The following is a 21,031-nucleotide window of genomic DNA, read 5'->3' as shown; positions in this document are numbered from 1 at the left end:
GACCATCGCCGTTAACCCGCGGAGTCGATCCTGTTTCACCCTCCGGTGGACGCCCCGCTGCGCCGGGTAGCCGGGTCCGGTGCCCCGTAAGGGGCGCGGGGAACTGCGCGCCCAGCCCCCACGCACCCGCAGCCGAAAACCCACGTACCCAACCGCTTACCCAGCGGAGCGCTCACGCGCTGAAGCCCGCTACCCGCAGCGCATGCACCAGATCCCAGTGACATGCGTCCGAGACACCCTTCGAGGCCTCCACCAGCAGCGGAACCAGCTGCTGCGGGTCGGCGGCAACACTACGGGCGGCTTCTTCGGGGGTGCGGACCCTGACGTACGCGTCGAGCAGCGCACGGATCTCCCGGCGGCGCCCCTCCGCGGCCAGCGCGAGCACGGCCTCGCCGATCTCCCCCGCGGGACGGGCCACGCCCTGCCGCAGGATCTGCTCGCCGTCCGCCGTACGCCCCGCCGCGACCAGCGCGTCCGCCGCGCCGACCAGCCGGTCGGCGGGCAGCGAGGCGGCCTCCCACAGCAGCGTCGCCCAGTCCGCGCCGAGCCCGGCGCGCTGCAGCTCGGCCGCGAGCAGCGGGAAGCGCGCGGCAGGCCAGTACGCGGCCTCCACGAGCAGCGCGTGCGCCTCGCCGCTCCGGCCCTCGCGCCGCAGCCCCACGAGCCGCCGCACGGCCTCCACGGTGCTCTGCCGCGCCTCCGCGTCCAACGGCTCCCGCGTCGGCTGCGCCCGCTCGACCGGCCGCGCGGCCCCTGCGAAACGGGCTCCGCGCGGGGTCCGGCGCGCGGCGGGCGCGGGAGCGGGCAGTTCCGGTACGACGGCTGCGGGGCCCGGGGCCGCAGTGGTGGCGGCGTCGTCCTCGGCCAGGCCGGCGAAGCGGGCGCTGCCCCGGCGGCGCTTGCGCTGCTTGGGGCTGGGGGCCGTGGTCTCGGCGTCAACCTGGTCGGGGACCTCGGTCGCGGGGGCGGCGGCGTCGGGGCTCGCGAGGCCGTCCCACGTAGGGTCCGGGTCGCCGTAGCCGGGGTTCGCGCGCTCGAACTCCTCGTAGCCGCGGCGGGCGTCCGGGGTCCGCCCGTCGGCACCGTGGGAGCCGCCGTATCCGCCCTGCGGGCCAGTGACCGGCACCTGCTCGGCATCGCGCTGGCGGGGCAGTCGGTGCGAGGCCTGGTCGCGGTCGTACGCGGCGCTGTTCTGGTCCTGGAAGGTGTCGTCGACGCGGAACACGTTGCCGTGCCGGTCACGGTGGATGGCCTGACTGCCTTGGATGTGGGCGTAGTTGTCCAACTGCTCTATGCGGGCGCGGAGTTCGGCGCAGCGGGCGGTCGCGCGATCGTGGTCGTCACGAGCCCAGGCGAGATCGAGGCGGAGGGCGTCGGCCGCTTCCTGAGTGGTGGCGGTGCTGAGCAACCGCCCCAGCTTCGCCTGTGTCTCGGCCGCGTACTTCTGCTCACGGAGCATCACGTCGAGCCGGTCGCTCAGCGCGTCCCGGCTGCCGGGCCGGGCGTCGAACGCGGCGAGCGCGGCGGCGTGCAGGGCGCGAGCGCGCTCGCTCTCCTGGCTCGCGACACCGTGGCCGTACTCCGCCGCGAGGTCCTGGAGAAGCGCCTCCACGACGTCCCAGGGCGGTACTTCACGCCCGCCGAGACAGGCCTGCATGCCATCGGGATCGCGCTGCCAGAACACCCCGCACCAGCCGCCGCCCTGGTCCAGGCGCGCCAGCAATCCGTCGAGATAGTTCGCGAACTCCCGCACCTGTCCGGGGAGTTGATCCACAGCCATGCCCCAACTCCCGCCAGACCGGAATGCTCCGATCCGTAGAAAACACCATTTGTGTTACGACGCGGCTACGGAAGCTTTTCGAGCCGGGCGCAGAGGTCTCGGAGCCTACGCCTCCCTACTGTGCGCCCGCCCGGTTGATGGGTGATCTGGCAACTCCCGGACGGGAAAGGGGAGGACGAGCGAACTCCGGAGAGAGCACGGTCACACTCTCCGCCTCAGGCCGCCAACGGCGCGCACCTGACCACGAGTTCGTCCATGGAGAGCCCGAGCGCCTCGGCGAGGGCGGACACGGTGAAGAAGGCCGGCGTCGGCGCCCGGCCTGTCTCGATCTTGCGGAGGGTCTCCGCGGAGATGCCCGCGTGCGCCGCCACGTCCGTCATGCTGCGGCCGCCGCGGGCCTCGCGGAGCAGCCGGCCGAGCCGTTCGCCGCGTTCGCGCTCTTCGGGGGTGAGAGGGGTGCGTACCATGCCGTCATTCTAATACCGGTATAGTAATTGGCATGGTGGAACTGAAGACGGACACGTCTATCGATGCGATGTACGAGGCGGGCCAGGTCGTGGCCCGCGCCCTCACGGCCGTGCGGGAGGCCGCCGACGTGGGCGTATCCCTGCTGGAACTGGACGAGGTGGCGCACGACGTGCTGCGCGCGGCCGGCGCGGGTTCGCCCTTCCTCGGCTACCGCCCCGCCTTCGCGCCCACCGCGTTCCCCGCGGTCATCTGTGCCTCCGTGAACGACGCGATCGTGCACGGCATCCCGGACGGCTACCGCCTGCGCGACGCCGACCTGGTCTCGATCGACTTCGGTGCCAAGCTGGGCGGCTGGGCCGGCGACTCGGCGATCAGCTTCATCGTCGGCGAGCCGCGCCCCGCCGACGTCCGCCTGATCGACACCGCCGAGCGCGCCCTCGCGGCGGGCATCGAGGCGGCCGTAGTCGGCAACCGCATCGGCGACATCGCCCACGCGATCGGCACGGTCTGCCGCACGGCGGGCTACGGCATCATGGAGGACTTCGGCGGCCACGGCATCGGCCGCCAGATGCACGAGGACCCGGGAGTCCCGAACGAGGGCCGCCCCGGCCGCGGCCTCCCCCTGCGCCACGGCATGGTCATCGCGATCGAGCCCATGCTGATCGCCAGCGGCCGCGACGACTACCACGCGGCCAAGGACGGCTGGACCCTCAAGACGAACGACGGCTCAAGAGCGGCCCACGTGGAACACACGGTGGCGATCACGGAGGCGGGCCCCAGGGTGCTTACTGAGCGCCGGTAAGAGGAGCGCCGTTGAGGGGCGCGGCGCTGTGTCGATGTGCGGCTCCGCCGAGTGGGCGCGACCAGCCACAACGCACTTGCACCCGAAAACCAACCGCAATCCCCCCAAACCTGCACATGCCCCACGCAGTGCCCCGTGCCATGGTGGATTGATGACCAGCGGCTACACAGACCCCGAAAACGACCCCTTCGGCGAGTTCCTGGCCCGCTTCTTCGGAGGATCAGCCCCACCCGGCCCACGGCACGTGGATATCGGCCGCCTACTGAGCCAACCGGCCAGGGACCTCGTCAAAGGCGCCGCCCAGTACGCCGCGGAACACGGCAGCCACGACCTCGACACCCAGCACCTCCTCCGCGCCGCCCTCTCCGCGGAGCCCACCCGCGGCCTCCTCACGCGGGCAGGCGCGGACCCCGACTCCCTCGCCGCGGAGATCGACGAGCGCTCGGGACCCGCCCACACCCCGGACGGCACGTCCCTCGCCCTCACCCCCGCCGTAAAACGCGCCCTCCTGGACGCCCACGACCTGGCAAGAGCGGGCGGCACCGGATACATCGGCCCCGAACACGTCCTGGGCGCGCTCGCCGCGAACCCGGACTCCGCCGCCGGCCACATCCTGAACGCGGCCCGCTACTCCCCCACGGGCCTGCCACCCGAGACCCCGGAGGGCATCCAGACCGCCCATCCCGACCAGCCCCGCCCCACCACCACCCCCACCCTCGACAAGTACAGCCGCGACCTCACCGACCTGGCCCGCCACGGCCGTATCGACCCGGTGATCGGCCGCGACGAGGAGATCGAGCAGACCATCGAGGTGCTGTCCCGGCGCGGCAAGAACAACCCGGTGCTGATCGGCGACGCGGGCGTAGGCAAGACCGCGATCGTGGAGGGCCTCGCGCAGCGCATCACCGACGGCGATGTCCCGGACGTGCTGGTCGGCCGCCGCGTGGTCGCCCTCGACCTGACCGGCGTCGTCGCGGGCACCCGTTTCCGCGGCGACTTCGAGGAGCGGCTGACGAACATCGTCGGCGAGATCCGCGCCCACTCGGACGAACTGATCGTGTTCATCGACGAGTTGCACACCGTGGTCGGCGCGGGCGGAGGCGGCGAGGGCGGCTCCATGGACGCCGGCAACATCCTCAAACCGGCCCTGGCACGCGGCGAGTTGCACATCGTGGGCGCTACGACGCTTGAGGAGTACCGCCGGATCGAGAAGGACGCGGCGCTGGCCCGCAGGTTCCAGCCGATCCTCGTGCCGGAACCGTCCGTCCCGGACGCGATCGAGATCCTGCGCGGCCTGCGCGACCGCTACGAGGCTCACCACCAAGTCCGCTACACCGACGAGGCGTTGGTGGCGGCCGTGGAACTGTCCGACCGCTATCTCACCGACCGCCGGCTCCCCGACAAGGCGATCGACCTGATCGACCAGGCCGGTGCCCGGGTACGGCTGCGGGCCCGCACGAAGGGCACGGACGTACGGGCGCTGGAGCGCGAGATGGAGCAGCTCGCCCGGGACAAGGACCAGGCGGCGGCCGACGAGGACTACGAGAAGGCGACGCAACTCCGCGACCGTATCGCCGAGTTGAAGGTACGGCTGGCCGAGGCCGGCGGCGAGGACCAGGGCGACGAGGGACAGAACCTGGAGGTCACCGGCGAGGCGATCGCCGAGGTCGTGTCCCGCCAGACCGGTATCCCGGTGAGCAGTCTCACGGCGGAGGAGAAGGACCGGCTGCTCGGTCTGGAGGAGCATCTGCACCGGCGGGTCGTCGGCCAGGAGGAGGCGGTACGGGTCGTGTCGGACGCGGTGCTGCGCTCCCGCGCCGGCCTGGCGAGCCCCGACCGGCCGATCGGCAGCTTCCTCTTCCTGGGCCCAACCGGCGTCGGCAAGACGGAACTTGCCCGTGCGCTCGCCGAGGCCCTGTTCGGCAGCGAGGACCGCATGGTCCGCCTGGACATGAGCGAGTACCAGGAACGGCACACCGTCAGCCGTCTCGTCGGCGCCCCGCCCGGCTACGTCGGCCACGAGGAAGCCGGTCAACTCACCGAGGTGGTACGCCGACACCCGTACTCGCTGCTCCTGCTCGACGAGGTCGAGAAGGCGCACCCGGACGTGTTCAACATCCTGCTCCAGGTGCTGGACGACGGCCGGTTGACCGACTCGCAGGGCCGGACGGTCGACTTCACCAACACGGTGATCGTGATGACTAGCAACCTCGGCTCCGAGGCGATCACCCGGCGCGGCGCCGGCATCGGCTTCGGCCCGGGCGGCGCCGACGCGGACGAGGAGGCCCGGCGCGAACAGATCCTGCGCCCCCTGCGGGAGCACTTCCGCCCCGAGTTCCTCAACCGCATCGACGAGATCGTCGTCTTCCGCCAACTCACCGCCGAGCAACTACGCCTGATCACCGAGCTGTTGCTCGAACACACCCGCCGCCTCCTGCACGCACAGGGCATCACGGTCACGTTCACGGACCCGGCCGTCGACTGGCTCTCCCGCCAGGGCTACCAACCCGAGTACGGCGCCCGCCCACTCCGCCGCACCATCCAGCGCGAGGTCGACAACCAGCTGTCACGACTGCTTCTCGACGGCACGGTCGCGGAGGGAGATCAGGTGACGGTGGACGCAGAGGGCGATCACTTGGCGTTCAACAGGCAGAACCAGTCAAGCACCGCTCAGTGAGGCGCCCTTTAAGGGGCGCGGGGCAGTGTCGATTTGCGGCTCCGCCGCGTGGGCGCGACCAGCCCCCACGCCCCCGCAGACCGAGAACTACGGAGCCGGATCCACCACCTGCGCGGACCCCCCACCCCGCCGAACCGTCTCCGCCGCCGCCAACCACTTCCCACCCGGCAGCCGCTGCACACCAGTCGCCGCCCCGATCTCCGGGTTAAGAGTGAACGAGTGCCCAATCGCTTGCAGCTGCGTCTTCAAGTCGCTGTTGTAGAGCGCGGGTTCAAGCTCAGTCGTGGCCGCGTTCCGCTGACTGGCACGAGGCGCCGCGATCGCGTCGACCAGCGGAAGCCCCCGGTCCAGGAACTCCGTGAGGGTCTGCAGCACGGTCGTGATGATGGTCGCGCCACCGGGTGAACCCAGCGCCACCACAGGCTTGTTGTTCTTGTCGAGGACGATCGTCGGCGAGATCGACGAGCGCGGGCGCTTGCCCGGGCCGGGCAGGTTCGGGTCGTGGACGGCCGGGTTGGCCGGGGTGAAGGAGAAGTCGGTCAGCTCGTTGTTGAGCAGGAAGCCACGGCCCGGCACGGTCATCGCGCTGCCGCCGGTCTGCTCGATGGTGAGCGTGTAGGAGACGACATTGCCCCACTTGTCGGCGACGGTGAGGTGCGTGGTGTTCTCGCCCTCGTACGTCGTCGGCGCGGCCGTTCCCTTGGCGGTGCAGGGCGTCGGGTTGCGCGGGTCGGCCGGCGCGAGCGGGCTGGTGAGGACCGCGTCGTCCTTGATGAGGCAGGCGCGCGAGTCGGCGAACTTCTGCGAGAGGAGTTCCTTCGTTTGTACGTCCTCGAAGGCGGGGTCGCCGACCCAGCGCCCCCGGTCCGCGAACGCGATCCGGCTGGCCTCGATGTAGTGGTGCAGGTACTGGACCTCGCTGGCCTTCGAAAGGTCCGTCTTCTCAAGGATGTTGAGGGCCTCGCCGACGGTCGTGCCGCCGGAGGAGGAGGGCGCGATGGAGTAGACACCGAGTCCGCGGTACGAGGTCTTCGTGGGCGCCTGGAGCTTGGCGCGGTACACGGCGAGGTCCTTGGCGGTCAGCTTGCCCGGGCGGGCGTTGTAGCCCGAACTCGGGTCCACCTTCGGCTGGTTGACCGTGGCGAGGATGTCCTTGCCGAGGTCGCCGTGATAGATCGCGCCCATCCCCTTCTTGGCCAACTCCTTGTAGGTCTTGGCGAGTTCGGGGTTCTTGAAGGTGGAGCCGACGACGGGGAGCTGTCCGCCCGGCAGGAACAGCTTGGCGGTGTCGGGGAAGTAGCGGAAGCGGGTCTCGTTGGACGCCGTCTGGCTGCGGAAGGTGTCGTCGACCGTGAAGCCGTCGCTGGCGATCCGCTCGGCGGGCTTCAGCACCGTGCCGAGCTTCTCGCTGCCCCACTGGTCGAGCGCCGTCTGCCAGGTGGCGGGCGAGCCCGGGGTGCCGACGCTGAGGCCGCTGGTGACGGCGTCGGCGAAGGAGAGGGCCTTGCCGTTCTCCACGAACAGGTTGGAGTCGGCGCTCAGCGGCGCGGTCTCGCGGCCGTCGATGGTGTGCACCGTACGGGACTTGGCGTCGTAGTAGACGAAGTAGCCGCCTCCGCCGATGCCGGAGGAATAGGGCTCGGTGACGCCGAGCGCGGCGGCGGTGGCGACGGCCGCGTCGACCGCGTTGCCGCCCTTCTTCAGGACCTCGATACCGGCGGCGGTGGCGTCCGCGTCGACGCTCGCGACCGCGCCGCCGTAGCCGACCGCGACCGGAACCTTCGCCGGTGTGCTGCTCGTTGCTGCCGGTGGAGCCGCCGCCCCGACCGACACCATGGCGGCCGACACCGCCAGGACCGACAGTTTCCGTGCGACAGGGCGACGCATCCGTACCTCCAGTCAGGACCGTCCGCGCAGCGTAGCCACATCGCCATGGCCCCAACAGACCACCTCGCGCCACTGTCACACGAGTGCCACACGTCGAACACCGGTACGTACCAGCCACGCTGGGCCGCTAACATGCGCGCCCATGAATGACGACGTGCGCAACATCGTTCTGGGCCTGGCCGCCGCGGGCATCAGCGCCGCGCTCGGCTGGCTCGCCCGCACCTATCTGTGGAAGCGCAAACTCCGGCGCAAGCAGGCGTTCTTCGGGCTGCCCGACAACTCCGAGTCGCTGCTCGTGGTGAACCGCGAGGCGGGCGGTGCCGAACTCTCGGTGGTGCGGCACGACGTGTTCGCGCTGCTCGAACTCGCCGCCCTGATCAAGGACTGCAACGCGCACGCCCAGGTCGTCGCGCACGACGCGGCCCAGCAGGGCTTCGGCGAACGCACCGAGTTCTGTGTGGGCGGCCCGTCCTCCAACCGCCGCATGGCCGCGCATCTGGCGTCCCTGCTCCCGGGCATCCGCGTCAACGTCGACCCCGAACCGGGGCCGGACCGGGGCGCGTTCCAAATAGGCAGCGAGCGCTACCGACTTGAGCCCGGCAAGGGCGAGTACGTCCTCCTCGCCCGCCTCACCGCCGGTCAACTGGGCGGCGCGCGGCCGGTGTTCCTCTTCTGCGGTCAGCGCGCGATCACCAACCAGGCGGCGTCCCGCTATCTCGCCCGCAACCATGAGAAGTTGGCCCGCAAACACGGCGGCAACACCTTCGTCCTGCTGCTGAAGGTGGTCAACTCGCAGGCGTACGGCCCCGATGTGGTGGAGCTGGTCGCCGATGTGACGCGGGCCGCGGAGACCCCCCTACCTGCACCGGCGCCACGGAGTTCGCACCGCGCCTCCTGAAGTCACACACACTTCAACAATCGTTACTGGCACGTAACTTACCCACGGGTTACCTCAGGTAAAGGGCTGCGGTTACCGTCGGGTCACTTTGCATTGACACGTGTGAGGAGTGACCCGTGCGAAACCGTCGCCAGGCCCTGCGTACGACCGCGGTGGGCGCCGTCTCCGCGACCCTGATCGCCGGAGGCGCCTTCGGACTCGCCCCCACCGCGCAGGCCGCCACGAACGGCGTCCGGTTCGTCGACATCACCGGCGACGGCGGAACGAAGCTCGCGGCGAACGTCGTGACGCCCGCGGGCGCGGACGGCTCGCACGACTACCCGCTCCTCGTGCTGCCCACGAGCTGGGGATTCCCCCAGGTCCAGTACCTGGCCCAGGCCGAGAAACTCGCGAACTCCGGCTATGTGGTGGTGAGTTACAACGTCCGCGGCTTCTGGCAGTCCGGCGGCGGGATCGAGGTCGGCGGCCCGGCCGACGTGGCCGACGCGTCCAAGGTCATCGACTGGGCGCTCGCCAACACCCCGTCCGACGCGGGGCACATCGGCATGGCGGGCGTGTCGTACGGCGCCGGAATCAGCCTGCTCGCGGCGGCACACGACAAGCGGATCAAGGCAGTTGCCTCACTCAGCGGCTGGGCGGACCTGATCGACTCGATCTACTCGGGCCGCACCGAACACTCCCAGGCGACCGCCCTGCTGGACGGCGTCGGCCTCGTCACCGGCCGCCCGAGCGCGGAGACGAGCCAGGTCTTCAAGGACTTCTTCGCCGCCGACCTGTCCAAGGAACAGGAGTTGATCGACTGGGGGAAGGAACGCTCCCCCGCGACCTACCTCGATCAGATCAACAAGAACGGCGCGGCGATCATGCTCGCCAACGCCTGGGGCGACACGATCTTCCCGCCCAACCAAATCGCCGACTTCTACGGCAAGTTGACCGGCCCCAAGCGGCTCGAACTCCGCCCCGGCGACCACGCCACCGCCGAGCTTACCGGACTGTTCGGGCTGCCCAACGACGTGTGGACGGACACCGAGCGCTGGTTCGACCACTACCTCAAGGGCGCGGACAACGGCGTCAACCGTGAGCAGCCGGTGGAGCTCAAGTCCCGTACGGCAGGCGGGTACGAGGGCTATCCGGACTGGAAGTCGGTCGGCGCGACCCGGAAGAAGATCGACCTCGCGGGCACGACCACCATCCACACCAACATCGACTCGGGCGCCGACGGCGGGATCGTCTTCCTCTCCAGCATCCTCGACCAGGTCGCGCAGGTGCCGCCGCTCGCGTACGTCCCGCTGCTTCCACGCCGTTGGGCCGCCGTATGGCAGTCGGGGAAGTACGCCAGCGCCCAACAGGTGCGCGGCACGGTGAAGTTGCACACCACGGTCACGGACACCAAGGAGAGCGGCACCCTCGTCGCGTACCTCTACGACGTGGGCCCGCTCGGCCTCGGCAAGCTGGTCAGCAACGCGCCGTACACCTGGCACGGGCAGCAGCCCGGCCAACCGTTCGGTGTGGACCTGGAGTTGTTCTCCACGGCCTACGACGTCCCGGCAGGGCATCATCTCGCCCTGGTCGTCGACACGGTCGACCCGCTCTACATCGAGCACAACCCGACCGGCGCGCAGCTGACCTTCTCCTCGCCCGCGAACGACCCGTCGTACGTGTCGATCCCGCTGCGCGAGCAGTGATCTCCGGCTGCCGCCGGACGGGCAGGTGCCCTCTCTACTACTGCACCCGCGGCAGCAGCGTCCCTGGTTGTGCCGGGGCCACATCCACGGCCCCGGTCTTGGGACTGCGCTGCTCCCGGCGGGACACCCAACCGGCGAACCAGGAGAGCAGCATGCACATCCCGATGTAGATCGGCGAGATCACCATCACCACCGGGATGAACGGCAAATCGTAGTCGAGGTTCGACGCGATCAGCTTCCCGGCATGGAGAAACTCCTCATAGGTGATCAGATAGCCCAGCGAGGTGTCCTTCAGCGCGACCACCAACTGGCTGATGATCGCGGGCAGCATGGCCCGCACGGCCTGCGGGACAAGCACGTACGACATGACGTGGACCTTGCGCATGCCGAGCGCGAACGCGGCCTCCCGCTGGCCGCGTTCGACGCTGTTGACGCCGGAGCGGAAGACCTCGGCGAGCACCGAGCCGTTGTAGAGCGTGAGGCCCGCGACCAGTGCGGGCAGCGGCTGCACCTTGAGCGCCACGAAGATGAAGAAGATCATCACGAGGACGGGCATGGCGCGGAAGAACTCCACGACGACCGTTGACAGCCAGCGCACGGGCCGGTGGTCCGAGAGGCGCCCTACGGCGAGCAGGGTGCCAAGTGCCAGTGACAGTACGGCCGCGAGCCCGAAGGCCTTGAGCGTGTTGCCGAGGCCGCGCAGCAGCAGTTCCTGAATTCCCTTGTACTCGAAGGGCATCCACTTCGTGTACGTGAACTGGTCGGTGTCGAACAGGAGATAGAGGATCCAGCCGAGCAGCGCGAGGATGACGACCGTGGACGCGATGCCGTAAAGGCGGTGCCGTTTGCGGGTCTTGGGGCCGGGGACGTCGTAGAGGGCGTTGGCGGTGGTCATCGGGCGACTCCCCACTTCCGCTCCAGCACGTTGAACAGCGCGCTGATGGCGAGGGTGATGATCAGGTAGCCGACGGCGATCCAGACGAACGTCCAGACGATGTTGTAGCCGAGTTCGCTCAACGTCCGGTAGGTGCCGAGGAGTTCGGTGACGCTGAACGCGCCGGCGATCGCCGAGTTCTTGGCGAGGGCGATGAGCGTGGAGCCGACCGGCGGGATCACCGAGCGGAACGCCTGCGGCAGGACGACCAGGCTCAGGCTCTGCCCGAAGGACATCCCGAGGCTGCGGGCAGCCTCTCCCTGGCCCCTGGGCACGGTGTTGATGCCGGAGCGCAGCGCCTCGCAGATGAACGCCGAGGTGTAGCAGCCGAGCGCGAGGACCGCGAACACCTTGAAGGGCAGCACGAGTCCGAAGCGCGGCAGGCCGAGCAGCACCGCGAAGAACAGCAGGGTCAGCGGGGTGTTGCGCAGCACGGTCACCCACACCGTGCCGAACACCCGCAGCGAGCCGACCGGCGCGACCCGGAAGGAGGCCATGAGGAAACCGAGGACGAGCGCCAACACCGAGGCGTAGACGGTCAGTTCGACGGTGCCGAGGAAGCCGTCGCCGAAGGTGGAGAAGTTGTCGGTCAGTACGTTCACGTCTGCCTCCCTCAGCTCGCCGGGTAGCGGTCGATCGCGGGCGGGGTGGGCGCGGGCATTCCGGACAGGCCGAGCGTCGCCTCGTACGCCTTCTTCCAGTCGCCGTTCTTCTCACGGGCCTCCAACGCGTCGTCGAGGGCGAACCGCAGGGCGTTGTCGCCGTGCGGGACTCCGATGCCGTACGGCTCCTTCGAGAAGGGCTTGCCCACGACCTTGAGCTGGTCGGGGACCTTCGCCGCGTAGCCGATGAGGATCGCGTCGTCGGTGGTGACGGCGGCGACCTGATAGGTGAGCAGGTTGTCGACGCAGACCGAGTACGTGTCGTAGGCGACGAGTTGGGCCTTCGGGTAGTCGTCCTTGATGCGCTGGTACGGCGTGGAGCCGGCCGCCGAGCAGACGCGTTTGCCGGCGAGGTCCTGCGGGCCGTGGATGTCGTGCTCGTCGGTGCGGACGAGGAGCGACTGGCCGGCCATGTAGTAGGGGCCGGCGAAGCCGACGAGCTTCTTGCGCATGTCGTTGATGGTGTAGGTGCCGACGTAGTAGTCGATCTGGCCGTTCTGCAGGGCGGTTTCGCGGTTGGCGGAGGCGATCGTGCGGAAGTGGATCGTCTTCGGGGCGAAGCCGAGGGAGGCCGACATCATCTTGGCGATCTCGATGTCGAAGCCGGAGTAGGTGCCCGTCGCGGGGTCCTTCTCGCCGAGGTAGGGCTGGTCCTCCTTGGCGCCGACGGTGAAGTAGCCGCGCTTCTTCGCCCGCTTCCAGGTCTTGGAGTCGGGCAGCTGAAAGCCTTGCGCCACTTGGTAGTTGGGGAGTTTCTCGGCGGCCGGACCCTTGACCGGCGGGCTGCCCTCCTTGCCGCAGGCGGTCGCGAGCAGCGCGAGGATGAGCACCAGGAGCACACGGGTGGTACGGAACATGGATCGCACTCCCCCGCTCAGTGCTTGAGGATCTTGGACAGGAAGTCCTTGGCCCGGTCGCTGCGCGGGTTGGTGAAGAACTCCTCGGGGGTGCGGTCCTCGACGATGCGGCCGTCGGCCATGAACACGACGCGGTTGGCGGCGGAGCGGGCGAAGCCCATCTCGTGGGTGACGACGACCATCGTCATGCCGTCGTGGGCCAACTGCCGCATGACCTCCAGGACTTCGTTGATCATCTCCGGGTCGAGCGCCGAGGTCGGCTCGTCGAAGAGGAGTGCCTTGGGTTCCATGGCGAGGGCGCGGGCGATGGCCACGCGCTGCTGCTGGCCGCCGGAGAGCTGCGCGGGGAACTTGGGCGCCTGGGAGGCGAGTCCCACACGGTCGAGAAGCTCCAACGACCGTTTGTCCGCGTCCTCGCGCCCCCGCTTGCGGACTTTGATCTGCGCCAGCGAGACGTTCTGCAGGACCGTCTTGTGGGCGAACAGGTTGAAGGACTGGAAGACCATGCCGACTTCGGCGCGGAGCCTCGCGAGGGCCTTGCCCTCCTCGGGCAGCGGCTGCCCGTCGAGCTCGATCGTCCCGGACTCGATGGTCTCCAGCCGGTTGATCGCCCGGCACAGCGTCGACTTCCCCGACCCCGAAGGGCCGATGACCACGACCACCTCCCCCTTGCCGACGGTGAGGTTGATGTCCTGCAGGACATGCAGCTCCCCGTAGTACTTGTTGACGTCACGCAGTTCGATCAACGGATCGACGGCCATGCCCAGCCCTACTCACTCTCAGCTGTGTCGTGGTCGCCGCAAACTATCCAGACAAGAGTGGAGTTAAGGCACGACACGCACTTTTCGGGCATTAGCCGTATTTAAGCCCGCCGTTACTCTTCCGCGACCTCGGCGTACAGCTGCGAGAGTTCGGGCACACCGCTGGCGGCCCACTCGTGCCCGGAGGCCACGACGTCGAACTCACGCCCGGAGTCGAGCCGTACGACGGGCTGGCCGTTCGGCCAGATCGCCCAGGCCGCGCCCGGCACCGTGCGCACGATCACCGTCCCCAGATACAGACCGGCGTCGTTGCCGAGCCAGGACAGGGTCTCCTCGTCGTCCCGCCAGCGGGGCACCAGTTGGTCGAGCGCCTCCAACGAGCCCACGGAGTCGTCGAGTTGGACTCCCTCCCGGGCCGCGTGGGAACGGAGCAGTTCGCACTCGGACAGCGGTTCGGCGATGCCCTCGGGGTCGTGCGCGGCGCGCTTCTCGCCCCGGTTGCCCAGGAAAGGGATGTTCATACTCCCAGCGTGTCATTCGTACCGCCGTACGCACCACAGGGCGTCACGAGTGGCGTGTCAGCACCCGGCCCTGAAGGGGGAAAACCCTTCTGCCGAGGGCGGGTTGGCCGGATGGTGGGCGCGATGTCCGCTTCGTACGGTCGCAGTATGAATCGGACAGGCAAGTTGATGGTGCTGTCGTCGGTGACCGTCGCCCTGGTGGTGAGCGGTTCGGTGTCCGCGGGGGCCGTGGAGGCGGGGACTGTCGCGTCCGCGTCGGCGCACGGAGCGCCCGATACGGCGCGGGGGCGGCTGGTGTCGGTGGTGCGTCTGCGGACGTTGTCCGCGCGGGAGGTGGCCGCCGAGTTGAGAGGCGACGAGGACGGGGCCTGGGACGCCGGGGCCGTCCGCTACGGCGTCGACACCTACCGGGTCGTGTACCGCACGGTGGATCCGAAGGGCCGGCCCACCACCGCCAGCGGGCTGCTGGCGTTCCCGCGCAATGGTGAACGGCGGCTGCGCACCGTCTCGTTCACGCACGGCACCGAACTCTTCAAGGGTGACGTCGCCTCGGTGTCGACCGAGGTGTGGAGCCAGGCACCCGCGCTGACCTACGCGTCGGCGGGCTTCGCCGTCGTCCTCCCGGACTACCTCGGCCTGGGCCTCGGCCCCGGTCGGCAGCAGTGGATGGACGTGCCCTCCGAGACGACCACCGCGCTGGATCTGCTGCGGGCCGCGCATTCCTACGCACCCGTCGTCGTGGGGCGGGAGTTGGGGCGGGACGTGCTCATCACCGGTTTCTCACAAGGGGCTTCGGCGGCGCTCGGACTGGCGCGGGCCCTGGAGGAGGGGGCCGACCCCCGCTTCCAGGTCCGGGCGTTGGCGCCGGTCAGCGGCGCTTACGCCTTCCGGGACGTGGCGTTGCCAGCCCTGCTGGACGGGCGCGCGGACCCGAAGGACGGCGTCATCTACACCGCGCTGGCCCTCGTCTCCTTCAACCGGCTCCATCACGTCTACGACAGCCCCGGCGAGGTCTTCCGGACGCCGTACTCCCGCACGATCGAGGGCCTGTTGGACGGCACGCACACCGGGCAGGAGGTCGTGGCCAGGACCCCGGACACCGTGGACGAGCTGCTCACCGCGCACGGGCGGGCGCTGCTCGCGCATCCGACGGGCGGACTGGCCGCCGCGCTGCGCGTCACCGACGGGGTGTGCACGGGCTGGACGCCTCGGATACCTGTGCGGCTGTACTACGCCGAGGGCGACGAGCAGGCCGTGAACGGGAGCAGCGAGCACTGCCAGGCGTCGTTCCGCGCCCGGGGTGTCGAAGTCCCGCTGGTCGACCTCGGCACTCCGGACTACGGCGGCTCCCGCCACCTGGGGTCCCAGCGGGCGGCGACGGCGGCTGTGGTGCGGTGGTTCGCGTCGCTGCGCTGAACAGCGGGCGGGCTCTTCGGAGTTCGGGTCAGACGTCCAGGTCCACGACCACGGGCGCGTGGTCCGAGGCGCCCTTGCCCTTGCGCTCCTCGCGGTCGACGTAGGAGTCGGTGACGGCCTTCGCGAACGGTTCGTTGCCGTAGACCAGGTCGATGCGCATGCCGCGGTTCTTCGGGAAGGCGAGCTGGCGGTAGTCCCAATAGGTGTACGGGTGGTCGTACTTGAGGGGGCGGGGGACCACGTCGGACAGGCCCGCGCCGCGCAGGGCGGTCAGGGCGGCGCGCTCGGCGGGGGTGACATGGGTGAGGCCCTCGAAGGCGGCCACGTCGAAGACGTCGTCGTCCGTAGGCGCCACGTTGTAGTCGCCCAGCACCGCGAAGGGGCGGGTGCCCTGCGCGTCGTCGGCGACGGCCGCCCTGAGGGCCTCGAACCACTGGAGCTTGTACGCGTAGTGGGGGTGGTCCACCTCGCGGCCGTTCGGCACGTACACCGACCAGACGCGGACCGGGCCGCAGGTCGCCGCGACGGCGCGGGGCTCCTCGGTGCCGTCGTAACCGGGGTCTCCGGGGAGGCCCTTGACCACGTCGTCGAGCCCTACCCGGGAGAGCACCGCCACGCCGTTCCACCGCCCGGTCGCGTTGACCGCCGCCTCGTAGCCCGCCTCGCGCAGCGCGTCGAACGGGAACTGCGCCTCGGCCAGTTTGGCCTCCTGGAGGCACAGCACGTCGGTGCCGCTGCTCTCCAGCCAGGCCAGGAGCCTCGGCAGACGGGCGGTGATCGAGTTCACGTTCCAGGTCGCGATGCGCATGCCCCACAACCTACCGAACGGGTCTGACACTCACAGGTCCGCCGCCTCACCGGGCGCCAGCCGCAGGTGCTCCGCGCCGCCGAGCGCGCCGATCTGCATGTCGTAGATCGGCCGGGCGAGGTCGGTGAGGAGGGCGTCGTGGATGTCGTAGGCGCGCTGCGGCTTGACCTCGCGGACGTAGTCGATGACCTCGGAGATCTTGCTCCAGGGGGCCATGACCGGGAGCATCAGGGTCTCTACGGTGTGGTCGGGGACGGTGAGGGCGTCGCCCGGGTGGAAGACGCGGCCGCCGTCGACGAGGAAGCCGACGTTCGTGATGCGCGGGATGTCCGGGTGGATCACGGCGTGCAGTTCGCCGTGCACCTGGACGTCGAAGCCCGCCGCCGTGAAGGTGTCGCCGTGGCCGACCGTGTGCACGCGGCCCGGGAAGGCGGCGGAGAGCTGGTCGGCGACCGACTTCAGGGTCCAGATCTCGGCCGCCGGGTTGGCCTCCAGGCCGACCCGCAGCCGGTCCTCGTTGAAGTGGTCGGCGTGCTCGTGGGTGACCAGGATCGCGTCCGCGCCAGCCGTGGCGTCCTCCTCGGTGAAGGTGCCCGGGTCGATGACGAGGGTCCGGCCGTCCTTCTCCAGACGGATGCAGGCGTGCGACTTCTTGGTGAGCTTCATGGGTCCATCCTGCCGCGCCGGAACGGTGGACGGGCGGGTGAGGCTGGTGCTTTCGGTGCCCGTCTGAAGATCGTTCGGTGCGGGTGCCAGGGGTCACTCGGTCGGGGTCGTCTCCTCGCGGATGACCTGCTGGGCGACCTTGAAGGCGCTGTTCGCCGCCGGGACCCCGCAGTACACGGCGGCCTGCATCAGCACTTCCTTGATCTCGGCCGGGGTGAGGCCGTTGCGCAGCGCCGCCCGGGTGTGGAAGGCCAGCTCGTCCAGGTGGCCGCCGGCGACCAGCGCGGTGAGGGTGACACAGCTGCGCGAGCGCCGGTCGAGGCCGGGTCGGTCCCAGATCTCGCCCCACGCGTAGCGGGTGATGAAGTCCTGGAAGTCCCCGGAGAACTCGTCGGCCTGGGCGAGCGCCCGGTCGACATGCGCGTCGCCGAGCACCTCGCGGCGGACCTTGATCCCGGCGTCGTAGGGGTCCGGACGGCCCATGACCTGCGGCGGTACGGGGGGCGGTGGCGCGATCTCGGCGATCGGCGCGAGCTGCGGCGGCGGGGCGAGGACCGGCTTGACCGGGGTCGCCGCGATGGCGAACTGCCCGGTGGAGTGCTCGTAGGCGGGCTGCCAGGCGGTGGAGAAGTGCCGGACGAGGAGGTCGGTCACGGCCGCGGGCTGCTCGACCGGGACCAGGTGCGAGGCGCCGGGTACGACGGCGAGGCGGGCGTCCGGGATGCCGGCGACCAGGGTGCGGGCCTCGGCGGGGCCGGTGACCTGGTCGTCCGAGCCGACGAGGACGAGGGTCGGCACGCCGATGCGGCCGAGTTCGGACCGTACGTCGAACGCGGCCAGCGCCTCGCACGCGGCGATGTAGCACCCGGGGTCGGTGGTGCGCACCATCTGGACGGCCCACTCGGTGATCGCGGGCTGCGAGGCGGCGAACCCGCTGGTGAACCAGCGGTCGGGCGAGGTGCGGGCGATCGGGTCGAGCCCGTTCGTCCGTACGATCACGCCGCGCTGGCGGAACTCGTCCGCCGTGCCGAAGCGGGGCGAGGCGGCGATCAGCGCCAGCGAGGCCACGCGCTCCGGGTGGCGCAGGACCAGTTCGAGGCCGACGGCGCCGCCGAGCGCGCAGCCCGCATAGCCGAAACGCTGCACGCCGAGGGCGTCGAGCGTGGCCAGCAGGCGGTCGGCAAGGTCGGAGACCGAGCCGGCCGGGTGCGCGGGCGAGCCGCCGTGGCCCGGCAGGTCGTAACGGAAGACCCGCCACTGCTTCGCCAGCTCGGGGACCTGGCGATCGAACATGTGCCAGGTCGTCCCGAGGGACGGGCCCAGGATGAGAACGGGCGCGTCTTCGGGGCCGTCGAAGCGGTACTGGAGGGCGGGGGTCTTCATGTCGCTCACCGCTCCAACGTAACCGCCGTTTCTTACGGTCCGGCTGTGGGGCCCCCGGTCTCCGCATGCTGCTCGCACACATCCGTGGGGAACCCTCACATCGCCTTCACCGGATATCGGTGGAGCTGTGTCGAAGGACACGCTGGAACGCTCTGCGGTTTCTCGGCGGTTCCTTGGTCGTGCCTTGGCCGCTCAGAGGTCGCCGGGCGCGCCCAGGCCCGTGAGTGCGCCGACCGGGTCCAGGTCGGGGGTGCCTCTGGGCCACCAGTCCTCGTCGCCCGGTTCGGACTCGTAGGCATACCACAAGCCGTCGCGGCCCAGGCGGAGTTGGACGTGGCCGTGGGGGTGGGTGAGGTGGTTGCGCCAGGGGCGGAAGGCCGGGAGGTCGGCAGCGAGGAGGAGCGGGCGGGCCCGGTCGAAGCGGCCGGCCGGTGGGTCCCAGGCTTCTTCGAGCACCGCGAGCCCCTCGATGCCGCCCTGCCGCCAGGCGGCGACCGCGCGCGCCAGCTCGCCAGTGGTGCGTGCGGTGGCCTTGGCGAGGGAGGCGTAGAGGGCGCGGGTGGTGACGGTCAGCCCCGAACCGGGTCGGGCCGCGGCGAGCCGTACCGCGTCCTGCCACAGCGTCAGGCCGCCCACGGGGTCCCGGCCGGTGCTGAGCAGGGCGTACGCGCGGGCGGCGGCGTCGGTCGCCAACTGGTCGAGCGCGAAGGGGTCGGGGCCGCCGGGCGCGGCCGGATACACGGGCGGCTGCTCGGGATGCGGGGGCATGGGCAACGGGGGCGGGAGCGGAGGCAGTCGGCGGTCCCCCCGCTCCACGAGAACATCCGTGGCTCTTACGCCGGGGAGGGGCGCCGGTTCCTGCTCTTGGGCGGCGCGGGCCGCACGGGCCGCGTTACGGCGCGACAGGGCGTCGAGGAGCGGGCGTTCGCCCCGGCCGCGGAGCAGAAGCAGGACGAAGGGGTCGGCGTCGAGGAGGCGGGCGGTCTGATAGCAGAGGGCGGCGGCGTGCTTGCAGGGGTGCCCGGAGTCGGGGCAACTGCACTGCGGGGAGAGGTCGCCGGGACCCGGCAGCAAGGAAACTCCGCACTCTGCAAGGGACTTGGGCATCTCCTTGTCGAGCAGCGCGGCGATGTGCCCGGGCCGGTCGGCGGCGGCGTCCAGGAACCGCTCCCAGTCGGCGTCGTCCAGCGTCCGCAACCGCACCTGCACGCGGTACGGCCGCGCACGGCTGCCCTGCACGTACCCGAGCACGAGCCCCGGCGTGACGGTGATCGCGTCGACGTGTCCGTTCTCCGCGTAACTCCGGCCCCGCAGAAGCCGCTTGGGATCCAGGGCGCCTTCCTCCAACGCGGTGACCCAGGCGTTGCCCCACCAGGTGTCGGCGAAGCGGGTGTCCCGGGGGTCCCTTTCAGAGGACCGGGGCGTGAAGGCGGGGAAGGTGCGGCGCAGGTCGCTGTCTCGGGAGGGGGAGGCCATGGTCGTGGGGGTTCGGGGGGTTGCGGGAGTGAGGTAGGGGTCAGAGGCGGTGTGGGAGTGGGAGTTGGAGTTGGCGTTTTGGACAGAGGTCGGGTCGACGGGGGTCGGCTCGGGTGAGGTGGCCGATGGATGTGACGGGTGTTCGGTGGGGTCGGGTGTGGGGGCGGACGTCGGGGTGAACGCCTCGGAGTGCGAACTACCCGGTGCGGAACGGTCGTTGTCCGGTGCGGTCCCGTCGGCGAGCGGTGTCACGTCGGCCGGCGACTCCACCTCGGCCGGCAACCGGAAGGCTCCCGCGAGGAAGTCCCGTAGCTCACGGGCTCCGACCTCACCGGCACGCCCACGCACACCACTTCGCCCCTCGGCCCTGGAACGGCCGCTCGCCCGAGGCCCCCACCGAGGTACCGACTCCCGTCCCCCGCCCCCTACGTCCTCACGAGCCTTCCGCGCCGCACCACGAGCCGCCCGCAACGCCTCACGCGCGGCATCCGCGGGCCGTGCCGAACCGCTGTCCGGGAGGGTCGCCGACGCCTGAACGTCCGCCGGATCCTGAAGAGTGGCCGAGCTCTGAAGAGTGACCGCGCTCTGAAGAGTGACCGCGCTCTGAAGGCCGGCCGACTCGTCCCCCGTCGCGTCCCCGGACCGCCCTGCCTCACCGGTCTCACCTTCGCCGGTTTCACCAACTCCCGCGTCCGGAACGGCCACCCCGGACCGCGCCGGGTCCCACAGCCGGTCCGCTGTTCCTTGTCCGGCGCCACCGCCAGGGCTACTCGCCGCCACGTCCTGGGCCGAACCGTCACCCGGCGCGTGGGCATCTTCCCCTGAGGCGCCGACAGCGCGCCGCTCAGCGACGGCCCGTCGCAGCGCCGCCCGCGCCGCGTCACCCGGCCGGGTGTGGGGCTCGGAGGCGTTGTCAACTGCCGTACGGTCCGCGCCCTGTACGTGAGAAGACCTGGGCGCACGAGAAGACTCCGAGGGCCGGGCGACCTCCGCATCCACCCCTTGGCCCCCACGATCACGGGCCGCCTGCAACGCCCGCCGCACTACGTCCGCAGGACGCTCCTCCCCCGCCAAATCCCGTGGCCCGTCCGGCGTTTCGCCCACCGGGCCCTGCGACGCCTCCGTTCCCCGCAGCACCTCCGGCGTTTCTTCCGCCGGGCCCTGCGACGCATCCGTTCCCCGCAGCACCTCCGCCGTTCCTTCCGCCGGGCTCTCCGATGCCGTCAGGTCTCGTGATGCCTCCACCTCAGGCTGCCGCCGCGCCGACGTTCCATCCGCCAGACCCGGCAGCCTCTCCACCCCCAACTGCCGCTCCGCCTCCGCCACTTCTACCGCCGACGCTCCGGACAC

At 70.5% G+C, this 21,031-nt stretch carries 17 protein-coding genes; 5 read left to right on the top strand and 12 right to left on the bottom strand.

Features of this window, described 5'->3' with window-relative positions; all coding sequences use genetic code 11:
- Positions 1–172 precede the first annotated feature (172 nt).
- Positions 173–1,780: a hypothetical protein gene (locus R2B38_RS34390; RefSeq protein ID WP_318019704.1), complete on the bottom strand. Its 1,608-nt coding sequence runs from the start codon at positions 1,778–1,780 to the stop codon at positions 173–175.
- Between the two features lie 215 nt (positions 1,781–1,995).
- Positions 1,996–2,247, bottom strand: a complete 252-nt coding sequence (locus R2B38_RS34385; RefSeq protein WP_019062010.1) for a helix-turn-helix domain-containing protein — start codon at positions 2,245–2,247, stop codon at positions 1,996–1,998.
- 32 nt (positions 2,248–2,279) lie between these two features.
- Here R2B38_RS34385 and map point away from each other — a divergent pair, with 32 nt between their 5' ends.
- On the top strand, positions 2,280–3,050 hold the full coding sequence (gene map, locus R2B38_RS34380) for a type I methionyl aminopeptidase (protein ID WP_318019703.1): 771 nt from the start codon (positions 2,280–2,282) through the stop codon (positions 3,048–3,050).
- Between the two features lie 151 nt (positions 3,051–3,201).
- Positions 3,202–5,727 carry an ATP-dependent Clp protease ATP-binding subunit gene (locus R2B38_RS34375; RefSeq protein ID WP_318019702.1) on the top strand — a complete coding sequence of 842 codons (2,526 nt, stop codon included), beginning with the start codon at positions 3,202–3,204 and terminating at the stop codon, positions 5,725–5,727.
- A gap of 87 nt (positions 5,728–5,814) precedes the next feature.
- Here the strand turns inward: R2B38_RS34375 and ggt are convergent, their stop codons facing one another.
- Positions 5,815–7,614 (bottom strand): gamma-glutamyltransferase, encoded by a 1,800-nt coding sequence (ggt, locus tag R2B38_RS34370; protein ID WP_318019701.1) that lies wholly within the window; start codon positions 7,612–7,614, stop codon positions 5,815–5,817.
- Positions 7,615–7,756: 142 nt separating this feature from the next.
- On the opposite strand from ggt, the gene R2B38_RS34365 reads away from it, so the two are divergent.
- Together R2B38_RS34365 and R2B38_RS34360 are read left to right on the top strand one after the other, a co-directional pair.
- The gene (locus R2B38_RS34365; protein WP_318019700.1) at positions 7,757–8,512 is read left to right on the top strand and encodes a hypothetical protein; all 756 of its coding nucleotides are present in this window, start codon (positions 7,757–7,759) and stop codon (positions 8,510–8,512) included.
- A gap of 116 nt (positions 8,513–8,628) precedes the next feature.
- Complete coding sequence (locus R2B38_RS34360) at positions 8,629–10,197, top strand: CocE/NonD family hydrolase (RefSeq protein WP_318019699.1); 1,569 nt, start codon at positions 8,629–8,631, stop codon at positions 10,195–10,197.
- A 37-nt stretch (positions 10,198–10,234) separates the two neighbouring features.
- On the opposite strand, the gene R2B38_RS34355 is transcribed toward R2B38_RS34360, so the two are convergent.
- The 5 genes from R2B38_RS34355 to R2B38_RS34335 form a co-directional block, all read right to left on the bottom strand.
- Entirely contained in the window at positions 10,235–11,092 is an 858-nt protein-coding gene (locus tag R2B38_RS34355; RefSeq protein WP_318019698.1) for an amino acid ABC transporter permease, read from the bottom strand.
- Positions 11,089–11,733, bottom strand: coding sequence for an amino acid ABC transporter permease (locus R2B38_RS34350; RefSeq protein ID WP_318019697.1), 645 nt, complete (start codon positions 11,731–11,733; stop codon positions 11,089–11,091). Before R2B38_RS34350 ends, R2B38_RS34355 begins: the two co-directional genes overlap by 4 nt.
- Before the next feature lie 11 nt (positions 11,734–11,744).
- Positions 11,745–12,650: a glutamate ABC transporter substrate-binding protein gene (locus tag R2B38_RS34345; protein ID WP_318019696.1), complete on the bottom strand. Its 906-nt coding sequence runs from the start codon at positions 12,648–12,650 to the stop codon at positions 11,745–11,747.
- Positions 12,651–12,667: 17 nt separating this feature from the next.
- Positions 12,668–13,411: an amino acid ABC transporter ATP-binding protein gene (locus R2B38_RS34340; protein WP_318019695.1), complete on the bottom strand. Its 744-nt coding sequence runs from the start codon at positions 13,409–13,411 to the stop codon at positions 12,668–12,670.
- Between the two features lie 113 nt (positions 13,412–13,524).
- On the bottom strand, positions 13,525–13,932 hold the full coding sequence (locus R2B38_RS34335; RefSeq protein WP_318019694.1) for a DUF6278 family protein: 408 nt from the start codon (positions 13,930–13,932) through the stop codon (positions 13,525–13,527).
- A 147-nt stretch (positions 13,933–14,079) separates the two neighbouring features.
- Here R2B38_RS34335 and R2B38_RS34330 point away from each other — a divergent pair, with 147 nt between their 5' ends.
- Positions 14,080–15,348, top strand: a complete 1,269-nt coding sequence (locus R2B38_RS34330) for a lipase (RefSeq protein WP_318019693.1) — start codon at positions 14,080–14,082, stop codon at positions 15,346–15,348.
- A gap of 28 nt (positions 15,349–15,376) precedes the next feature.
- Here R2B38_RS34330 and R2B38_RS34325 read toward each other — a convergent pair whose 3' ends face one another.
- The 4 genes from R2B38_RS34325 to R2B38_RS34310 all read right to left on the bottom strand — a co-directional run bounded on the left by R2B38_RS34325 (position 15,377) and on the right by R2B38_RS34310 (position 20,461).
- The gene (locus tag R2B38_RS34325) at positions 15,377–16,156 is read right to left on the bottom strand and encodes an exodeoxyribonuclease III (protein ID WP_318019692.1); all 780 of its coding nucleotides are present in this window, start codon (positions 16,154–16,156) and stop codon (positions 15,377–15,379) included.
- A 30-nt stretch (positions 16,157–16,186) separates the two neighbouring features.
- Positions 16,187–16,822: an MBL fold metallo-hydrolase gene (locus R2B38_RS34320; protein WP_318019691.1), complete on the bottom strand. Its 636-nt coding sequence runs from the start codon at positions 16,820–16,822 to the stop codon at positions 16,187–16,189.
- Positions 16,823–16,915: 93 nt separating this feature from the next.
- Positions 16,916–18,205, bottom strand: coding sequence for a 4-carboxymuconolactone decarboxylase (gene pcaC / locus R2B38_RS34315; protein ID WP_411978601.1), 1,290 nt, complete (start codon positions 18,203–18,205; stop codon positions 16,916–16,918).
- Positions 18,206–18,397: 192 nt separating this feature from the next.
- Positions 18,398–20,461, bottom strand: a complete 2,064-nt coding sequence (locus tag R2B38_RS34310) for an SWIM zinc finger family protein (protein WP_411978600.1) — start codon at positions 20,459–20,461, stop codon at positions 18,398–18,400.
- Positions 20,462–21,031: the final 570 nt, after the last annotated feature.

Source organism: Streptomyces sp. N50, assembly GCF_033335955.1.
Taxonomy (GTDB): domain Bacteria; phylum Actinomycetota; class Actinomycetes; order Streptomycetales; family Streptomycetaceae; genus Streptomyces.
Note: the sequence above shows the minus strand (reverse complement) of the source record. Positions and strands in the feature narration are given on the sequence as shown.

Coding starts and splice junctions, on each gene's coding strand:
- R2B38_RS34325 (WP_318019692.1), bottom strand. CDS start 16,156: ATGCGCATCGCGACCTGGAACGTGAACTCGATCACCGCCCGTCTGCCG.
- ggt (WP_318019701.1), bottom strand. CDS start 7,614: ATGCGTCGCCCTGTCGCACGGAAACTGTCGGTCCTGGCGGTGTCGGCC.
- R2B38_RS34385 (WP_019062010.1), bottom strand. CDS start 2,247: ATGGTACGCACCCCTCTCACCCCCGAAGAGCGCGAACGCGGCGAACGG.
- R2B38_RS34330 (WP_318019693.1), top strand. CDS start 14,080: ATGAATCGGACAGGCAAGTTGATGGTGCTGTCGTCGGTGACCGTCGCC.
- R2B38_RS34390 (WP_318019704.1), bottom strand. CDS start 1,780: ATGGCTGTGGATCAACTCCCCGGACAGGTGCGGGAGTTCGCGAACTAT.
- R2B38_RS34320 (WP_318019691.1), bottom strand. CDS start 16,822: ATGAAGCTCACCAAGAAGTCGCACGCCTGCATCCGTCTGGAGAAGGAC.
- R2B38_RS34355 (WP_318019698.1), bottom strand. CDS start 11,092: ATGACCACCGCCAACGCCCTCTACGACGTCCCCGGCCCCAAGACCCGC.
- R2B38_RS34340 (WP_318019695.1), bottom strand. CDS start 13,411: ATGGCCGTCGATCCGTTGATCGAACTGCGTGACGTCAACAAGTACTAC.
- R2B38_RS34345 (WP_318019696.1), bottom strand. CDS start 12,650: ATGTTCCGTACCACCCGTGTGCTCCTGGTGCTCATCCTCGCGCTGCTC.
- R2B38_RS34375 (WP_318019702.1), top strand. CDS start 3,202: ATGACCAGCGGCTACACAGACCCCGAAAACGACCCCTTCGGCGAGTTC.
- R2B38_RS34365 (WP_318019700.1), top strand. CDS start 7,757: ATGAATGACGACGTGCGCAACATCGTTCTGGGCCTGGCCGCCGCGGGC.
- R2B38_RS34335 (WP_318019694.1), bottom strand. CDS start 13,932: ATGAACATCCCTTTCCTGGGCAACCGGGGCGAGAAGCGCGCCGCGCAC.
- pcaC (WP_411978601.1), bottom strand. CDS start 18,205: ATGAAGACCCCCGCCCTCCAGTACCGCTTCGACGGCCCCGAAGACGCG.
- map (WP_318019703.1), top strand. CDS start 2,280: ATGGTGGAACTGAAGACGGACACGTCTATCGATGCGATGTACGAGGCG.